20 protein-coding genes and 1 pseudogene are annotated in these 16,801 nt (G+C 59.2%); 11 read left to right on the top strand and 10 right to left on the bottom strand.

The features are described from left to right. Nucleotides 1-519 precede the first annotated feature (519 nt). From V5N13_RS11830 to V5N13_RS11785, 10 genes are all read left to right on the top strand, one after another. The gene (locus tag V5N13_RS11830) at nt 520-813 is read left to right on the top strand and encodes a hypothetical protein (protein ID WP_336360919.1); all 294 of its coding nucleotides are present in this window, start codon (nt 520-522) and stop codon (nt 811-813) included. 200 nt (nt 814-1,013) lie between these two features. Further along, nucleotides 1,014-1,736, top strand: coding sequence for a hypothetical protein (locus tag V5N13_RS11825; RefSeq protein ID WP_336360918.1), 723 nt, complete (start codon nt 1,014-1,016; stop codon nt 1,734-1,736). Nucleotides 1,737-2,049: 313 nt separating this feature from the next. Continuing rightward, entirely contained in the window at nt 2,050-2,433 is a 384-nt protein-coding gene (locus tag V5N13_RS11820) for a hypothetical protein (protein WP_336360917.1), read from the top strand. Further along, nucleotides 2,433-3,386, top strand: a complete 954-nt coding sequence (locus V5N13_RS11815; RefSeq protein ID WP_336360916.1) for a PASTA domain-containing protein — start codon at nt 2,433-2,435, stop codon at nt 3,384-3,386. The genes V5N13_RS11820 and V5N13_RS11815 overlap by 1 nt, the downstream gene beginning before the upstream one ends. After that, entirely contained in the window at nt 3,383-3,694 is a 312-nt protein-coding gene (locus V5N13_RS11810; protein ID WP_336360915.1) for a hypothetical protein, read from the top strand. The genes V5N13_RS11815 and V5N13_RS11810 overlap by 4 nt, the downstream gene beginning before the upstream one ends. A gap of 99 nt (nt 3,695-3,793) precedes the next feature. Then, a complete protein-coding gene (locus V5N13_RS11805; RefSeq protein WP_336360914.1) occupies nt 3,794-4,318 on the top strand; it encodes a hypothetical protein in 525 nt (174 codons plus the stop codon). 4 nt (nt 4,319-4,322) lie between these two features. Next, nucleotides 4,323-4,859, top strand: a complete 537-nt coding sequence (locus tag V5N13_RS11800) for a hypothetical protein (protein WP_336360913.1) — start codon at nt 4,323-4,325, stop codon at nt 4,857-4,859. Nucleotides 4,860-5,092: 233 nt separating this feature from the next. Next, the gene (locus V5N13_RS11795; RefSeq protein WP_336360912.1) at nt 5,093-8,263 is read left to right on the top strand and encodes a PAS domain S-box protein; all 3,171 of its coding nucleotides are present in this window, start codon (nt 5,093-5,095) and stop codon (nt 8,261-8,263) included. A 103-nt stretch (nt 8,264-8,366) separates the two neighbouring features. Continuing rightward, nucleotides 8,367-8,696 carry a HalOD1 output domain-containing protein gene (locus tag V5N13_RS11790; protein WP_332898112.1) on the top strand — a complete coding sequence of 110 codons (330 nt, stop codon included), beginning with the start codon at nt 8,367-8,369 and terminating at the stop codon, nt 8,694-8,696. Nucleotides 8,697-8,731: 35 nt separating this feature from the next. Further along, on the top strand, nt 8,732-8,881 hold the full coding sequence (locus V5N13_RS11785; RefSeq protein WP_332898111.1) for a hypothetical protein: 150 nt from the start codon (nt 8,732-8,734) through the stop codon (nt 8,879-8,881). A 47-nt stretch (nt 8,882-8,928) separates the two neighbouring features. Here the strand turns inward: V5N13_RS11785 and V5N13_RS11780 are convergent, their stop codons facing one another. The 6 genes from V5N13_RS11780 to V5N13_RS11755 all read right to left on the bottom strand — a co-directional run bounded on the left by V5N13_RS11780 (nt 8,929) and on the right by V5N13_RS11755 (nt 12,051). After that, nucleotides 8,929-9,495, bottom strand: a complete 567-nt coding sequence (locus tag V5N13_RS11780) for a COG4315 family predicted lipoprotein (protein WP_336360911.1) — start codon at nt 9,493-9,495, stop codon at nt 8,929-8,931. 65 nt (nt 9,496-9,560) lie between these two features. Continuing rightward, on the bottom strand, nt 9,561-9,863 hold the full coding sequence (locus V5N13_RS11775; protein ID WP_336360910.1) for a hypothetical protein: 303 nt from the start codon (nt 9,861-9,863) through the stop codon (nt 9,561-9,563). Nucleotides 9,864-9,917: 54 nt separating this feature from the next. Further along, on the bottom strand, nt 9,918-10,205 hold the full coding sequence (locus V5N13_RS11770) for a winged helix-turn-helix domain-containing protein (RefSeq protein ID WP_336360909.1): 288 nt from the start codon (nt 10,203-10,205) through the stop codon (nt 9,918-9,920). Nucleotides 10,206-10,224: 19 nt separating this feature from the next. Continuing rightward, nucleotides 10,225-10,827 carry a protein sorting system archaetidylserine decarboxylase gene (locus tag V5N13_RS11765; RefSeq protein WP_332898107.1) on the bottom strand — a complete coding sequence of 201 codons (603 nt, stop codon included), beginning with the start codon at nt 10,825-10,827 and terminating at the stop codon, nt 10,225-10,227. A gap of 48 nt (nt 10,828-10,875) precedes the next feature. Beyond that, nucleotides 10,876-11,418, bottom strand: a complete 543-nt coding sequence (locus V5N13_RS11760; RefSeq protein ID WP_336360908.1) for a metal-dependent hydrolase — start codon at nt 11,416-11,418, stop codon at nt 10,876-10,878. A gap of 54 nt (nt 11,419-11,472) precedes the next feature. Further along, nucleotides 11,473-12,051 carry a DUF7139 domain-containing protein gene (locus tag V5N13_RS11755; RefSeq protein WP_336360907.1) on the bottom strand — a complete coding sequence of 193 codons (579 nt, stop codon included), beginning with the start codon at nt 12,049-12,051 and terminating at the stop codon, nt 11,473-11,475. Nucleotides 12,052-12,199: 148 nt separating this feature from the next. Here V5N13_RS11755 and V5N13_RS11750 point away from each other — a divergent pair, with 148 nt between their 5' ends. Further along, the gene (locus V5N13_RS11750) at nt 12,200-12,439 is read left to right on the top strand and encodes a winged helix DNA-binding protein (RefSeq protein ID WP_336360906.1); all 240 of its coding nucleotides are present in this window, start codon (nt 12,200-12,202) and stop codon (nt 12,437-12,439) included. Here the strand turns inward: V5N13_RS11750 and V5N13_RS11745 are convergent, their stop codons facing one another. The 4 genes and pseudogenes from V5N13_RS11745 to V5N13_RS11725 form a co-directional block, all read right to left on the bottom strand. Further along, a complete protein-coding gene (locus V5N13_RS11745; protein ID WP_336360905.1) occupies nt 12,440-13,768 on the bottom strand; it encodes a cytochrome P450 in 1,329 nt (442 codons plus the stop codon). 564 nt (nt 13,769-14,332) lie between these two features. After that, nucleotides 14,333-15,253 (bottom strand): DUF7260 family protein, encoded by a 921-nt coding sequence (locus V5N13_RS11740; protein ID WP_336360904.1) that lies wholly within the window; start codon nt 15,251-15,253, stop codon nt 14,333-14,335. A gap of 84 nt (nt 15,254-15,337) precedes the next feature. Then, nucleotides 15,338-15,887, bottom strand: a pseudogene (locus V5N13_RS17180) (hypothetical protein). After that, on the bottom strand, nt 15,884-16,651 hold the full coding sequence (locus V5N13_RS11725; RefSeq protein WP_336361433.1) for a nucleotide-binding protein: 768 nt from the start codon (nt 16,649-16,651) through the stop codon (nt 15,884-15,886). The pseudogene V5N13_RS17180 and the gene V5N13_RS11725 overlap by 4 nt, the downstream one beginning before the upstream one ends. Nucleotides 16,652-16,801 lie beyond the last annotated feature (150 nt).

Raw genomic sequence — 16,801 nt, 5'->3', positions numbered from 1 at the left:
TCACTGCGAACTATCAGTTCCCCCGCCGATACTGAGGTGGCATTGGTGGGCAACCCGCAGTGCTTCAGTGGCGATGAGGGCGACCTAGCGGGCGACGGGGTAGACGATTCGTGACTGGTCGCAGAGCCGAACCGACGTGACGGGTGACTAATAAAACGCCCCACCGTGCCGACCTAATCAGCCAGACAGCGCACCAATGGTCACATTGCTGAATTTGGATAATCCTCCTCCGACACCACTGACAAATTGTGTGAGCGGCGAAAATAGCGGGTTTCGAAGCCAAGCTAGAACGACACCATACATATCCATACAGTTGCTGTCATTGATATATCAAAATGGGAAACAGATATTACGGTGGTCAATCACACATTAGTCAGACACACAGCATACGCTCGGCGGACGGGCCACATGAGGAGGAAAAGACGAAAGCGGAGAAACAATCGAATGAGATGCACCGGCGACAAGAAACAGAGTGGGAGCTGTAAGACTGAAAAATTCATGCGAAGACATGCCCAATGGATGGCGCAACCTGACGACCGAATCCTAGAATTTCTCGAAGCGAGTGGCGCACACCGCGCCCGAACGCTTCGAACCGAACTGGCAGAGACGGGCGGCGATTTGAACTATCCGCTCGACTATCTCGAACAGCGGTTGGAACTGCTCTGGCGAGCGGGACTACTCGAATACGACGGCTTCGATGCCGCGTACGCACTGACCGACCTCGGGGCAGACTATCTCTCTGGACGGCTTGACGCGAGTGACCTCACCCTAACAGACCCGGGCACAGAATCGAACACGGTCGACCGAGTGTGATATCCAATGCAAACCAAAGCCTTGACCGAGCGAAGACACCAGGCTCCATGACGACCGGACAACCACAATTAGGGTCACGCGAATACCTGTGTTACCACCTGCTGGTGGCACTGGAAGAAGTGAATACGACCAGTATCTCCCGGTCAAAATTCCTCAAGTTGAGTTGTATCACAGACCACTATCTCCAAAATACCCTCGGTGTGGAGATTGAGTTGCCGCGCTATTGGTACATCTACGGCGAAGCACTCGACGAACACGCGCTCAACGGCGATTTCTACCACGCACCCGCGGCGAAATACTGGAACGGCCAAGAGTACATTCCCGTGAACGGACTCAGCGAGTGGGAGTTCGCCGCATCTGCGTCCACCAAAGCGGCAATCGACGACGCAATCGACTGGACAGTCGAACAGTTAGGGCAGAAAAACACCGACGAAATCACGCAGTTTCAGTTCGACCACCTCGCACCAAACGAATTCATTCGAACGCTCGATGCGCTCAGGCGCTGGCTCGACCGGACGGATTACAACCAACAATCCACCCTCGGTGATTTCGAGCCGGGACTCAAATCGACCCGCCGCGTCGTTGAAACGGCGCTCGACCGCTTGGAAGCCACCTACCCAGCCGATGACTATCCGGAGTTATACAAACTGTTCTTGCAATGGCATCGAACGGTCAAAGCGTTGCTCGAACACGACCCCGATTACGCGGTTGTCGCCGAGTTTCTCGACTGTTTCATCAACGCATTGAGTCGTGTCGAACTACGCTTTCACCACTGTCAGTACATCCCCGATGAGCGCATTAGAGCGTGGGAAGCAGACCGTATCGAAGCAAAGGAGATGTTCAGAAACACGCTCCGGAAACGGCGGATGTCGCTCCTCGGCACGAGCGAACAGCAGACGCAGTCTCAGGTGTCGCTCAAGTAAAGTGGGCGAGTCAACGGTCGTCGCGGGTTTCGTCCAAGTGTGGTGAAAACGGAAAGTCGACTCGTGGATCGAATTAGCGGTTTCTTTTTGACTGAGATAGCGTCCCAGGTGTTCAACGGCCAGTGAGCAATTAGGAACACGCCCAACAGATACTAGCAATATTAAAGCAAATTCTACGTGTTCCGCTGCGCCCGTCGTTTTTTGTATTACCGGGTCACAGCGTGCGAATCCAACATTAATCCAGACTGACATTTTAATTTCACAATTATTCAAACATATATTTATATCGTTGAATGAGAAATTATGAGGGAGAATGTCGACAGAAGAGTTCGTCTCGCGCCCGCTATCCGAGGTGGTCCGGAGCGTTGCCGGGGCAGTTGCACAAGGGCAAGCAGAGTTGGATCGACAATCGCTGGCAACCCAGCGTGATTTAGACCGTGCGGTCGCGCGCGGCGACCTCGACTATCCGGCAGAGGCAGCGTGGCTTCGCTTCTCGGGCGTCGATGTTGACCTCCAAGTGACGCTCTCTATTGAGGGCGAACCAGAGCGCGATTCGTCGGGGACGATTCGGGCATATCGACCACGCCTAGTCGCAAAACCGTTGCATGCCAGCGAGAGGTCGGTATCAGAGTACGAAGCCGACATTGCGAGTACCGTGGCGCTCCAAATCGTTCCGGTTCCCGCACGGAGGGACTGATGAGTTTTGACCCCCGGCGCGGGGGAATTGGTATCGGTCGAGACGCGCCGTTTCGTGTCGATGAGTTAGAGCGCGTAAACCGCGAGCACTTAGACGATGAGGAAGCTGCAGAGATAGAGACGCACATTCGCGCCCGTGACGAACTGATTGCAACCCTCCAGACAGATCTCGTCGGGATTCAAAGCGAGCGCGACGCGCTGACCCACCGCGTCGAAGTGTTGGAAAAAGAGCGAGACTCCCTTCTCGACCGCCTTGATGGGTTCGAGGCGACGCGACCGATGCTCGAACCGGATGCCGTCTTCACGGATTTCGGTGATGCACTCACGGCTGCGAGCGCCGAACTGTCCGGTACAAACTACGCCGTCTCTGACCTTCACGTTGATTTCAAAACGCTGGTCGTGAACACCGACGAAGGCATTCGCTTTCACCTGCCAGAACCGAGCGAATCCGTCCTGAGTGAATCGATTAGCACGTTCCGTTTTGATCTCACAGCCACAGCCAAAAAGCCGGAGACGACGTTCGTATCCGTGCCAGACGTGCGGTTCGTGGACCGCGAAGCGGCGGAAGCCGTCATCGCCCGCGCCGGGTTGACCGTTGGCAGCGTCGACGTGATTACGAGCGACGACCAGCCAGGAACCGTGATAGAACAGTTCCCGTCACCGTTTTCGCTCACCGAACCGGAGATGCCGGTCGATTTAGTCCTCGCAGACGGCGAGGTTGAGCGCGTCCTCGACGAGCGAGACGTGACGCAACCAGAACGCGAGTCGCGCGGAATCGTTGCACTCACGGAGATTTCGGGGGTGGGAGAGACGTTTGCGCGGCGACTCGAAAACGCCAACATCAAACGAGTGGTTGAGGTTGCTTCGGCAGACCCTGAAGAACTTGCAGTGGTCCTCGGAACTAGCGTCGGTCGAGCTGAGAAAATTATTTCCGACGCGCAGAGGCTCAAATGACCCTCGCAGACCGGTTCGGCGCGCGTATCGAGGTGGCGGGGCCGACGCCGAGTGACGAGACGTTCTTTCTCGTCAAACGTGTTCCTGAAGCCGACCACGAAACGTTCATGCGCGGAGTTCTCACCGTCGTCGGCGTCGGCAGTCTGGTCTTTCACCACCGGTCTGGCATTGCCGTGGTACACACCTCGTTTCGCCGGGCTACTCGAGTTAAAACCGCGCCGCTGGTAGCGATGGCAGGTCCAGTGAACATCGACCAGGATCGCCTCCGGGCGACGCTCGGAGCGAACGCCCCGTCTGTCGAATCGTGAACGGCACCATGCGTTCACCCACCATTACCCCTCCACTCGTTGTTATTTTCAGATACATTTAATATATATTTAGTCGAATAGTCTTTGAGGATTGATAACATGAGTGTTGGCCAAGAACTTCTAGACGTCCCCCTCCCGGAGATGGTGGCAAGTCTAGCACAGGGTATTGCAGACGCACAGCATCAACTTGACAAAAACTCCGTTGAGGTGGCGCAAGTACTCGCAGAAACGGAAATCGAAGTAGTTCCTGCGATTACACGAACGATTGCGGCGGACGGAAGCGTCACGTTTGAAGCCGCAGACGCAATCGACGTCTCACTGTTGCAAGTCGGTCTGTTTCCGACGTTCTATCAGTTTAGTGAAGCAACTATCGAGGTCGAAATGGACATCAAAACAAAACTTCAAACCGAGACCAACGTCGAAGTCGGCATCGATACCAAGTTTGGCTGGGGACCGTTCAGCGCGAACGTCTCGGTTGATGTCGAGCACAATCGGAAATTCGGAAAGGAGGTACACGGAACCTCTCGGCTGGTGACCAAGATGGTTCCCGTACCACCACCGAAGTACCTGTTCCCCGAGGTCGAGACCATCGACAACCGCCCAGCGGCTCCTGAGGACGCGTGAGAAGATGCCGATAACGCCCCTCGACTTGCAGCGACGCGCGCTTATCCAGCCCGTGCATACGCGCGAGGAGCCGGACGTACCGTTCGATGAACTGCTGTACATGCTCGCAGAGGGTGTCACCGAAGCACAAACAAAACTCGACCTCTCGACCGCCGAGTTGCTTGCTGTCCTCTCGGAGACACGTGTTGATGTCGTTCCACAACTCACCCGCACGCTCGCCGTAGATGGAACGATGACGACCGAAGCCGAGGAACCGGTCTCGCGTTCGTTGCTCGAACTCGGATTCGAGCCGACGCGCTATCAGTTCAGCGAGGCGACCGTCGAAGCCGAATTCGACATCAGTATCGCGGAGACGTCTGAGACAGACCGAGAAGAAGAGGGTCGGCTGGTCGGATTGCGAGCTGGGACCTACGAATTGAACCACCAGCGAACGTTCAACCGGGAGGTTTCTGCGAACGCGCGATTTACCGCGCGTTTACAGCCCGTCCCACTCCCGCTCGCATTCACCCCAACAGAGGAGACCGATGTAGACGAACAGTAACCACGAATTGTACGCGCCCCCGTACTGTCTCCCGGGCCCGGGTGGTTTTTCGGTGTTATTTGTTTCAAAAACACACTATGTAACTCGAAATGTTCATTCATTGTTACAGAAATTATGGCGCAGTTTTTTTATCTCGGAAGTGTGAGGAAGTAGTAACCCGCTCACCCAAGATGTCATCCTATTTTTACGTTCTTGTTGTCACGGATCGATCCACCGCAGCCACAGGTGAGCAGATGCGTTCACACCTCGCCGCAAACGACATTCGGGTTGAGTTCACCGACACAGACCAGTGGCGAAGCCGACTCGCAGACGAAGAGGTTCACGCCTTCGTCACCGATTTCGATAGTTACGACGCCCTCTGTTCGGTTGATTCATCGCTCCCAGTCATCATCTACGACGACCCACCGTCAGAACACGCCATCGCCACAGCATACGAGGCCGGAGTGGCGACAGTCATTCAGCGCACCCCGGAAAGCATCCACATTCTCAGCGAAACTCTCCAGCGGATACGAACCACCGAGCCACGCGAACCACGCCTCGAGACGCGCGACGACGCCCACCTCGCAGCAATCGTCGAATCCACTGCAGACTGCATCATCACCATCGACACCGACAGCATCATCCAGTTCGTGAATCCGGCGGTCGAAGCGCTGTTTGGCTACGAGCCAGCAGAACTCATCGGCGAATCGCTCGCGGTACTGATGAGCGACAGCCTCGCCGCCCAACACCACGACGCGGTCGCCCGCTATCTCGAGACGAACCAACGCCACTTCGACTGGAGTTACGCAGAACTCCCCGGCGTGCACAAAGACGGCAGCGACGTGCCGTTTGGCGTCTCGTTTTCCGAGTTTACGCAGGATGGAACCCGGTATTTCACGGGCGTCATCCGCGACATCGCAGACCGAAAACAGGCAGAGCAGTTGCGGCGAAAGCGAAAACGCCAGTTCGAGGCGGTGTTCAACGACCCGTTTACGTTTTTCGCCCTGCTCGGGCCGGATGGGACGGTGTACAACGCAAACCAGCCCGCCCTCGACGTGGCGAGCGTTGCCTTAGAGGACGTGGTTGGCAAGCAGTTCTGGGACTGCCCGTGGTGGTCTCACTCTGCGGAACTCCAAGCGCAGCTAAAAGGCGAACTCGAACGCGTTGCAGACGGCGAGTACAGCAAGTTCGAAGTCACGTACGAACGGTCTGATGGCACCACCGTCGCCGTCGATTTCCAAGCGCGGCCGGTGTTCGTTGGCGATACCGTGACCGGCATCGTCGCAGAGGGACTCGACATCAGCGAAGAACGACGCCTCCAAGACGAGTTGCGCACCCAGCGCAATCTCAACCAGCAGGTCATCGACACCGCGCCGGTCGGCATCATGATTCTCGACGAAACAGGGGAAATCGAACACATCAACGACCGCGCGGTGGAGATTGCAGGCGTCTCGCGCGACCAGTTGCGAAACTCCCCACCCGACTTTGCGTTTACCGACGGCAACGGCGAACCGCTTTCTATCGACGAACTCCCGTTCACGAAAGTGCTCGAATCGGGAGCCACCGTCTACGACTTCGAGTTGGGCATCACCCGACCCGACGGCAGTTGGGTGTGGCTGTCGATAAACGGCTCGCGGACGCGCGTTGAAGACGGCGATGCGATGCGCGGCATCTTCACGTTCGAAGATATCACCGAGACGAAACAGCGCGAGACGCGCTTCGAAGCGTTGAACGAAAAAGCCCAACAACTCCCCGAAGCGAAGACCGCCTCCGAGGTCTGTTCAATCGTGGTCGAAGCGGCCACAGACGTCCTCGACCTCCCCTACACCTACATCTTAGAGTACGACGAAGCAGAAGGCGACCTCACACTCGCCGCCCAGACAAACGGGGCGGCCGCGCTCGTCGACTCGCCGTTGCTCGGGGAGGTTGGCGACAGCCCGGTGTGGGAGGTGTTCATCCGCGACGAAGCGACCGTCTTATCCGAGTTCTCCGCCCCCACCGAAGAGAACGCGAGCGTCCAGTGTGTGGGCATCTTCCCACTTGGCGAGTTCGGCGTGTTCGTGACGTGCTCGCCCGAGAAGGAGGCGTTTCGCGAGACAGACCTGTTGCTCACCGGGATGCTCTGTTCGAACGCGCGCTCGTCGCTCAATCGCGCCGCCCGGGAAGCAGACCTGCGCAACCAGCGCGACCGCCTCGAACAGAAAAACAAGCGACTCAACCGGGTAAACCGCATCAATCGAGCCATCCGCGACATCACGAAGGTGCTGATTCAAGCGGACACCCAAGAGGAAATCGAAGCCCTCGTCTGTGAGAAGTTGGCGGACATCGACCCGTTTGCGTTCGTCTGGATTGGCCACACGAATCCGACGACAGAGGCGGTTACGCCGGTTAGCTCTGCGGGCGCTGGCGACGGCTACCTCGACCACATCACCATCACGACCGACGGCACGGAGACGAGTCGCGGGCCTGCAACGCGGGCCATCGAAACCAGAGAGCCACAGGTCCAGAACAATATCTTGACCGACGCGGTCGCAGAGCCGTGGCGCGAAGAGGCGCTTTCGCGTGGTTTCCGGGCGAGTGCAGCTGTCCCCATTGTCTACAGAGACACCGTGTACGGCGTGTTGAACCTGTATTCAACGAAACCGCTCGTCTTCGAGGAGATGGAGCTGTCCGTACTCGGAGAACTCGGCCAGTCGATTGGCTATGCGATGAACGCCCTCGAACGAAAGCGCGCGCTCGTAAGCGAGAGTTCGGTCGAACTCGACTTCACCATCACAAACCTCGAAACGCCAATCCTCGGCTTCATCGACGGCTCGCAGGGCCAGTTCACGCTGAAAACCGCCGTGCGACGACTCGACGGAAACATGCACCTGTTTTTCAACGTGCGGGGAATTGCCCCCGACGTAATTCGGACGCACGCAGAGCAATCGGCTGCCGTCAGTCAGTTCACGCTCATCGCAGAGTCGGACGGCGAGTGTCTCTGTGAGTGTACCATCGAGAGTTCGACGTTCATCTCGACGCTCATCGAACGGGGGGCGAGTCTCGACCAGCTCTCGGTCGAAGATCGGGCGGCGGAGTTGAAAGTCAGAGTGCCACAGAGCACGGACGTCCGCCAGTTCGTCGCCCACCTCGAATCGACGTTTGGGCACGTCACGCTCAAGGCGCGCCGAGAGTTCGACACTCCCGTGATGACCCAACAAGAGTTCGAAAACGAGGTGCGAAACCGGCTCACAAAACGCCAAGAAGAGGTCATCAAAACGGCGTATTTCAGCGGCTTTTTCGAATGGCCACGCCGGAGTAATGGTCAGGAAGTCGCAGAGATACTCGGCGTGACACAACCGACCGTCAACAGACATATTCGCGCCGGTGAGCGGACCTTATTCAAGTTACTCTTTGACAGAGACGAGCGTCAGACGCAAGAGTAGGAGCGTCAGACGGCCGATTTACTATGCTAAATTTTCCCCGGTTCGCGTGTAACATACCAACGGTCAACTTCTTAGGAAGTCTAAAACCCATGAATGTTCGAAGATGTACGAAACGCTTCGGATGAACGGAAACGAGGGGGCATTTACGCGGCCAGTGAGCGAGTTACTCGTCGAAGCGCTCGCAGACTGGCACGCAGTCGAGCCACACGAATTGCACGTGTGCGTGTTCGACTACGTTGACCCCGAAGCACTCGATTCGCTCTTTCGAACGACGCGCGTCGGCGGCCGACGAGAAGGAACGGTGACCGTTCCACTCGAAGAGGTTGTCGCCACAATCGAAGTCACGGCCACAGACGCGGTCGATATTTCTCTCGAACCAAAGCAGGCAGACCCAGCCAGCGGCGTCTCTTCGTACACTGGCCTTAGCGACTAATCGCCACTTGACCACCCCACAACACACCACTCATCATGGACTACAAACAACCGCAGAAAACTGACGACTCCGACCTCATCTACACCGAATACGAAGACGAATTCCGCTCCGTCGCGGTCATCGAAGACCCATCGATGACCGACGCATGGCTGCTTTCGACCAAATACGTCCCGCTCGAACAGTAAGGCGCACCCGCTGATTTTGTCCAGCGAAAAACTCGTGACAGGAGTGTTCAGAACGCGTAGTAGCTCTGGCTGGTTTCTGTGTCGTCGGTCTCCGACGGTCTGATCGGCGTTCCATCGGGTTTGAGTACCCACCAGATGTCGTTTACACCCTGCCCTTTCGCGTCACCGGGGTTCTCATCAGGGGCGAAGTAGTAGAGCGGCCAGCCACCCGCAGCCACCTGCATCGAGCCGTCATCTCGCTCGAAGGTGGTGAGTGCTGCAGACACGTCGTCCGTTTTCGTGGGCGAGTCGGTGACGGTAAGCGGCGGCCACGTCGACGCACAGCCCCCGCTGCAGGTGCTCATCGGGTCGCCTTCGGTGTCCCGGTCGAACATGTAGAGGGTGCGTCCGTCCGGGCCAACGAGAATGTCGCCGAGGTCGGGGTGGGACGTGACCTGCACGGTGGCCCCGTCCATCCCGCCTTCGGTGGTTGTCATTTCTGCGTCCGTGGTCGTCGCCTCGGTCGTGGACGCCGTCGTTGTCGTCTCGGTCGTCTCGCCGCCAGAGCCGCCAAGGCAGCCCGCGAGGCTTGCAGAGGCGGTCACGGCGAGAAACAGGCGTCGTGAAATGGCCATATCTAGAACGGCGAGCGACCGCGGTATGAGCGTTGTCCGAACTTCATCCAAAATTCGTCCAAGCTTCACTCGACGGTGATGCGTGTGAGGTAGGCAAGCGCAACGAGTTCCAGCCCACAGAGCAGTGTCATACCGACTTGCACGTCGGTGCCAGCGTTCTCGAACCAGCCGATAAAGGCGGGGTGGAACACGTAGAAGTAGAGCCACAAGAGGTTTTCGACGAGCAGGAAGGCGGCGAACACGAGCAGGCCTTTCGTGTGCCGTGCCCCGTGGGCGCGGAAGTTGCGCAGCCAGACCGAGCCAAGTGCTACGAGCAAGAGCACGTTTACGGCGGCGGCAACGCGTGCTGCGTCGAGCAGGCTACTCATCAGTTCCTCGTTGGTGTGTCGTCGCTATATGTGCTGTCCAAAATTCGTCCGAACTCATGGGTCCTCCCGGTCAACGACTGCGAGCACCTCTTCGACGACGTCCCAGTTCGATTTGAGCTGGTCGGTGAACAGGTAGACGGCCGCGTAGTCGTCGTCCGTGCGACGAACGACGTTGTTCTTCATCAGCACGTCGAGGTGGTGGCGAATCGTCGTGTAGTCGAGCTCTAGCGCCGTTGCGAGTTGGTTTGCGTTCTGTGGCCGCTCGTTGAGTGCTTTGAGAATGCGAACCCGCGTCGGGCCGCCTCGTGAACTCGCAAGCACGTACCAGAGAACGCCCTCCATCTACGGTGTGTTCTGCTGATTACTCCTTAAACCCGTGGGCGAGCATCGAGGTGCCCGCATACACGCGGTCGCCTTCTTCGACCGCCAGCATGTCTTCGGTGATGTCGGGTGGGAGAAGCACGTCGGCGCGACTTCCGAAGGAGATGTGGCCGATACGGTCGCCTTTTTCGACCTCATCACCGGCTTCGACGTAGGGATGGATGCGCCGGGCGAACCAGCCGGCGATGAGCACGACGGTGAACTCTTCGAATTCGATGTGGAGCTGTTCGTTGTTGTCCGACTCTTTCGAGAAGGCGAGCTTGTAGCCGCCGGGTTTGTGCGTGACGTTCTGCACCGTCCCCGCGAGTGGGGCGCGGTTCACGTGGACGTCGCGGGCGCTCATGTAGGTGCCAACGCGGAGTTGGTCGCCCTCGCGGCGGATGACCGACACCTTGCCGTCTGCGGGGGCGGCGACACCCTCAGTGGTTATCTCGCGGTCGGGGTCGCGGTAGAACAGCAACACAGACCCAGAGAGGAGAAAGCCAAACAGCGCGCCAATCGGGGAGAAAATCGTCGCCGCGAGGCCAGCCAAGAACGCGATTACCGCGAATTTGAGGCCGTCTGGAGCGAGTCCGGTGGACATAGCTCTCGCTTGTTCGGGCGTCGTATCAAAGCCTTGCATCCGTGATGCTCACGAGAGGTCGAAATCGGGAACCTGCTTTCTGAACACCGTGTAGACGACCGACAGCGCGAGGTTCACACAGAGCAGGTAGAACAACGGGCCGTCAGAGAGAACGAAGGCGGGCACCGAAAACGCCACCACGAGCGCGAGGTCTTCGGGCGAGCCGTCGTATCTGACGCCTCTGTCGGGTGGAAGCCAGCGCTTCGTGAGGTGGACGTACACCGCGCGTCGCGACTCGACTTCCCACGGGCGGGCCTCTGCGCCACCGCCGAAGATGTCGGACACCGAGTGGACCCACGCGAACAACAGGAAGGTGAACACGCCAACCGAGAGCGTCGAGGGCCAAACGGCGGCGACCACGGCGGCGGGGAGGGCGACGAGCGCGTAGTAGACGGGGAAGTGGAGCGTCTTTCGGTGCTCGAACAGCACGTCGAGGTCGGGGAAGATACTCGCGACGATGGCGACGCCGAGGACGACGGGTGTAAACTCGGGGAACAGCGCCACGAGTCCGTAGGCGAGGGTCATGCCGACTGCGATGTGCGTTGTCGTCATCATCGACGGAGTCTACTCCGGGTACGGGAGCGAGAAAGAAAGCCGTTCGTCCGGTCAGTTGTTCGAGTGCGAGCGGTTGGTGGCAGAAATCGTCTCAGCGACCTCAGAGCGGTGGACTTCAATCGTGCGCGTCTCGCCTTCGGTCATGATTTCGACGGTCACCTTATCACCGGGCGTGTTACGGGTTTTGAACGTGGCGACGGCGACGAACACGTAGGCGAAGGCGACGATTGTCCCGAGGAAGTACGTCCCGACGACGAGCAAGGTGAGGTCTGGATTCCCCGTCGTCGCGCCGCTCCACCAGTAGGGATAGGCGAACTGGAAGATGGCGACGCCGATAAGCGCGAGCAAACTCCCCCCGAGAACACCACGCAGAGCGGCTTTCTCGGTCGGGAGCGCAATCACGATGCCGAGTAGAATGGCCGGAATGGCGACGCCTGCGAGCACCCCGGCGAGCTTTCGCGCGCCGAACACGCTCAGGCCAAGGGTCTCGAAGAGGCCCGTCGTCGCCATGGCAATCGCGGAGATGAGTCCGGCGGTCCCAAGGACGAGAAACAGCCCACCAGCGAGCACCCGGCGCGGGTCGCGCTCGGGGCGTTCTCGCTTGCTGTAGGCGTCTGCGATACTCTCCATGCCATTCCCTACCGGCGGAACGACAATAATGACACGTCAGACGGACGTATGACGGCCTCCGTGAGCACAGTCACCGACGGTTCCCAGCATAATATTTCGACGATTGTTGTAATGAATCTTTATTATTGTCGAACTGCCAGTGGTGACAATGCATTCGAAGCACGCGACAGCCACGACAGAAACACTCCCGCCAGACCTCGCCTCGCCACGCGCAAAGCTCATCTACCTCTACTTGCACCTCTACTTGCGAACCGAACGCGAGGCTACCATCGACGACCTCCACGAGGCACTCGACATGGCCAAAATCGCACTCTACCCGATTCTCCGAAAACTCATTCGGCGGGGCTACGTCGAACACGAGGGTAGTGACTACCGATTCCTCGCCTGATTACCGCCGCGTCACCCGCACCGAAACGCCATTTTTTGGCCGCAGTGTAATCGCCGGGTCGAGTTTCAGCGGGCGGTCCGACACGGCTTCGATGTCGAACTGTTGGAGAATCGTCGCCAGCACGAACTTCGCTTCGAGCATGGCAAAGCGATCCCCGATACACCGGCGCGGGCCACCCCCGAAGGGGAAGTAGGCGAACGCCGGAAGCTGCTGCTCGAAGGCAGGCGTCCAGCGGTCGGGCCGGAAGCTTCTCGGGTCGGGGAAAAAGCGCGGGTCGCGGTGGAGCACCCACTGGTGCATCCCGATGGTCGCACCTGGCGGGATGGGGTAGCCGCCGATTTCGTCGGCCGCGATGGGTTCGCGCAGCAGGCCGTACACCGGCGGATAGAGGCGCATCGACTCTTTCAACACCCGGTCGGTGAGTTCCATGTGTGGAATGTCCGCCATCGTCGGGGGCTGGCCCTCCAGTTCGTCGAGTTCGGCGTGGAGATCAGCGAGAACGGCAGGATTGCGGGTGAGCAGGTCGAACGAATACGAGAGCGCGAGCGCCGTCGTCTCGTGGCCAGCGAGCACGAGCGTCAACACCTCGTCGCGGAGGTTGTCTGAGGGAACTCCGGCGTCGAGGAGGCGCGACACCACGTCGTCTGCGCCGTCTCGCTCACCTGCCTGTCGCTCGCGGATGATGTTCGCCACGACGGCGTCGAGCGCCTTCGCCGCGCGGTGAAACTCGATGTTGCCGGGCGTCGGAACCCAATCGGGCACTTCAACCGGGAGTCGCGAGGAGCGACGGAACTGCTCCATCACGGTTTCGAGGGCCGCGCCGATTTCGACCGACTCCTTGCGAATATCCACCGAGAACAGGGCGTCCGCGACGATTTCCAAGGTCAGTCGCATCATGTCGTCGTGGATGTCACGCACCTCGCCGTCTCGCCACTCGTCGGTGAGGCGGGTGGTGTAGGCGGTCATCGTCTCCGCAAACGCCGCAATTCTCGTCGGATGGAACGCCGGTTCGAGACGGTGGCGCTGTTCGCGCCAAGTCGCGCCTTCGCTGTTCAGCAAACCCTGTCCGAGCAAGCGGAGTTGGTACTGGAACAAGTCGCCTTTGACGTAATTCTGGTTGTTCTCGACGAGGACGTACTTGATGTATTCGGGATGGTTCAACTGGTAGAAGGGGCGTCTGCCGAATTCCAGATAGACGATGTCGCCATAGGAACGCGCTGCGTGCGTCATGTAGCCGAGTGGGTCGTGGCCGAACTGGAGGCCGTTTCCAACCATCGGAAAGCCAGTCGGCCCGGGCGGCCGTCTCGTGGGCGTTTCGACGAGAGACATGGCTCAGATACGCGAAGAAACCGCATCACTCTTTCTCGGGTGAGTCGGCGACAGTTACGCTGAGTGAGGAAACTCAGGCGAATCGATCCGGTTGAATTCAGCCGAGCGGTGCTGATGAGAACACGTATCAACCACAGTTTCCACTCGAAATCGACGCGATATGTAGAATAGTTACCACAAAGCATTTTCCAAGGTGGGTGTAATAGTGGTTCGATTGTTGATATGAATCGTCGTGCCATCTGGATAGTTCTGTCCCTGCTGCTACTCGGTGGTGGGCTTATCGTCGGAGCGGGGAACCAGCAGAACATCCAGACGTGTCACGACACCTATGACGATGACCCCTCTCAGGTTGTTGAGTGCGAGGATTCCTTCACGGACGTGGTGCACTATGGGTCGTTGTTCAGTGTCTCTATCGGCGTTTTTGGCGTTCTCTGGAGTCTGCGAACCCGTGCGAATTGAGAGTACCACCCGCAAAAAATCCAGTCTGTCATTCGTAGTCGTATCTGAATTCGTTCTGTTCAATGAAATCCGATAACGCCGAGATAACAGAACATACGGCGCTTCTCAGACCCGCCGCGTCAGCATATCGAGGATGTCGTGACGAATATCCCGAAGGCGGTCTACCGTGTTCGCCCCGTCTGCGAGCACGGGATAGGACACGTCTAACGACTGGTAGAGATAGTCGTGGAACTTGCCGCTGTCGGTGCGGCGAATCCCGAATTGAATCCCCGACTGCATCTCCTTTTGGCGCTCGGTGAGCAACGATTTGATGTTCCGCTCGAGGTCGCCAAGGCGTTCCCACGCCGCGTGGAGGTCTGCGTACGACCGCCGGTAGAGTGGCTCTGCGGTCACGTCATCGAGTTCGGTTTCTACGTTGGCGAGCAAGGTGGTCGCTGCTTCGAGGTCTTCGAGTTCCGTATCGAGCGTCCCGAGCATCGCGTCGCGCTGGGTGCACGCGAACTCGGCTTGCTGGATGAGCGCCTGTTTGAGCTGTGGGGTGAGCTGTGTGCCGTGGCTCACCGCCCGGGCGAGTTCGTCGCCGAACTCGAGTGCCATGTGGACTTCGAGTGGCTCGTCGTACTCCTCTGCGAAGTGTGGAACCGCCATCACCGTCTGTTCGAACGCCTCTCGCACCTCCTTTATCGACTGGTCTGCAGTCTGCACGTTTGCGACCGTCATCCCGCCGGTTTGCACTTGCGTCATCACCTGCGAGGCGCTGATGCCCGTGACGCGCCGAAGGAATCGCGCGTAGGCATCGCGTTCTGCGCGGGTACGCGACACCTCTGTGGTACAGATGCTCCGTGCTTGTCCGAGATAGAGGACGGTGGCGACGAGCGCGAGTGTGAACAGTCCAACGCCGACGTAGAGATACAACTCGCTCAACTGCGCCGCGCCAGCACACTCGAATGCCTGGCACCAATCTGCCCCCTCCATCTGCGGACTGCGTGTGTAGACCGCGCTTGCGGTCGCCCCCATCGAAACCATGTTGATGTATGTCACGGTCTACGAGTGCATAATGATTATGTCAGCGGCGTCTCTTGTCGGCGTGCTCAGCCGACACCGGTTCTGTCACTCTGTGTGATCAGTTAATCCCCACTCTTCTGCGCGGGCGGTGGCCTCTGCACGTGCCTGTTGCTGGATAGCCTCGATTTTCGCCTTGTCTGCGAGAAACGCCTCCACGGCACCCGGTTCGTCTGCTTCCTCCGACGACGCAGTGAGACGGGCCTGCGGCGCAGCGGCTCTCGTTCTCGCCGCGAGATCTGCGTCGCCTGCGAGACGCTCTGCGGGCATCCCCGGTGGGACGGTCAGCGCCTCGTTATCGTGGACGGCTGTAAGCGTCTCGCTGCTGAGCGAAAACAGCGAGACGCTGTAGGGGCCCCGGGACGGTGAGGTCGGCAAGCGCCGCCGGGCCGCCGCGGTCTGTCCCCTTGTGGTAGGCAAGCATTGGAATGCCTGCCTCGAAGGTCACCACGCCGCGGCAGTCCTCGTTGAGCAACAGCGAGTCCTGTGGGACGAGGACGGCGTAGCCGGTGAGTTCGCGGGAGAGCGCCGTCTCGAACGTGGCTCCAGGGCTTGGGACGACGCGCGATTTTTCGAGGGTGCCTCGGGGCAGTTTCATGGCGATTTTGGAATCACCGCACTGCGAAAGCGGTCTGCCACCGCGCCCGACTCGCCCGCCCGCACGTCGATGGTTGCTGCGGCGGTGCGGTAGGCGTCGGCCGCCGTTGACTCCGGCGCGTGGGCGAGCAGTGGTTTTCCGGCGCGTCGCGCGGCGCGGGCGTGTTCGCTCGCGGGGACGGTGGCGAGCGTCGGCCCGTCGAAGTAGCGTTCTGCCTGCTCGGTGATGCGGTCGATGCCCGCTTCGTCGCGCACCTTGTTGAACAGGACGCCTGCCGTGCCCGTGCTGTACGACCGAGCGTACTCTTGGACCTTGAGGGCGTCAGAGAGCGCCGGAATCGTCGGTTCGAGTACGACGATGATGCGGTCTGCGAGCACGATTGGCAGGACGGCGCTCTTGCTGTCGAGGGCAGCAGGTGAGTCGAGCAAGAGCACGTCCGTGTCAGCGGCGAGTTCCGCGACGGCGTGTCTGAGGCGGGCGGGGTCTGCGGCCTTGAAATCAGTGAGGCTCGTGCCACAGGGGACGACCTTCATCCCGAACTGTTCGTAGACGGCAGCAGAGACGGGCGCGGGGTCGTCGCTCAACAACACGTCGTGAAGCGTGGTGTCGACATCCGCGAGTCCGGCGTGGAACAAGAGATTCGCCATCCCCGTGTCTGCGGCAACAACCGTGACGTCGTACTCGGTGGCAAGCGCCATCCCGAGGGCCAACGTACTCGTCGTCTTTCCCATCCCGCCTTTTCCGCTTGCGATGGCAAACGCCATCCCGAGGGCCAACGTACTCGTCGTCTTTCCCGTCCCGCCTTTTCCGCTTGCGATGACAAACGCCTCGACCATTAGCCCTACTTGTGACGGTATGGTGAATAAAAGTTCACAGTTTGCGGACAGGTCGAGACAGCGTTCGACTGGCGTGGC

It is taken from the genome of Haladaptatus sp. ZSTT2, assembly GCF_037081775.1.
Classification (GTDB): domain Archaea; phylum Halobacteriota; class Halobacteria; order Halobacteriales; family Halococcaceae; genus QDMS2.
This window is presented reverse-complemented; position numbering and strand designations above follow the sequence as displayed.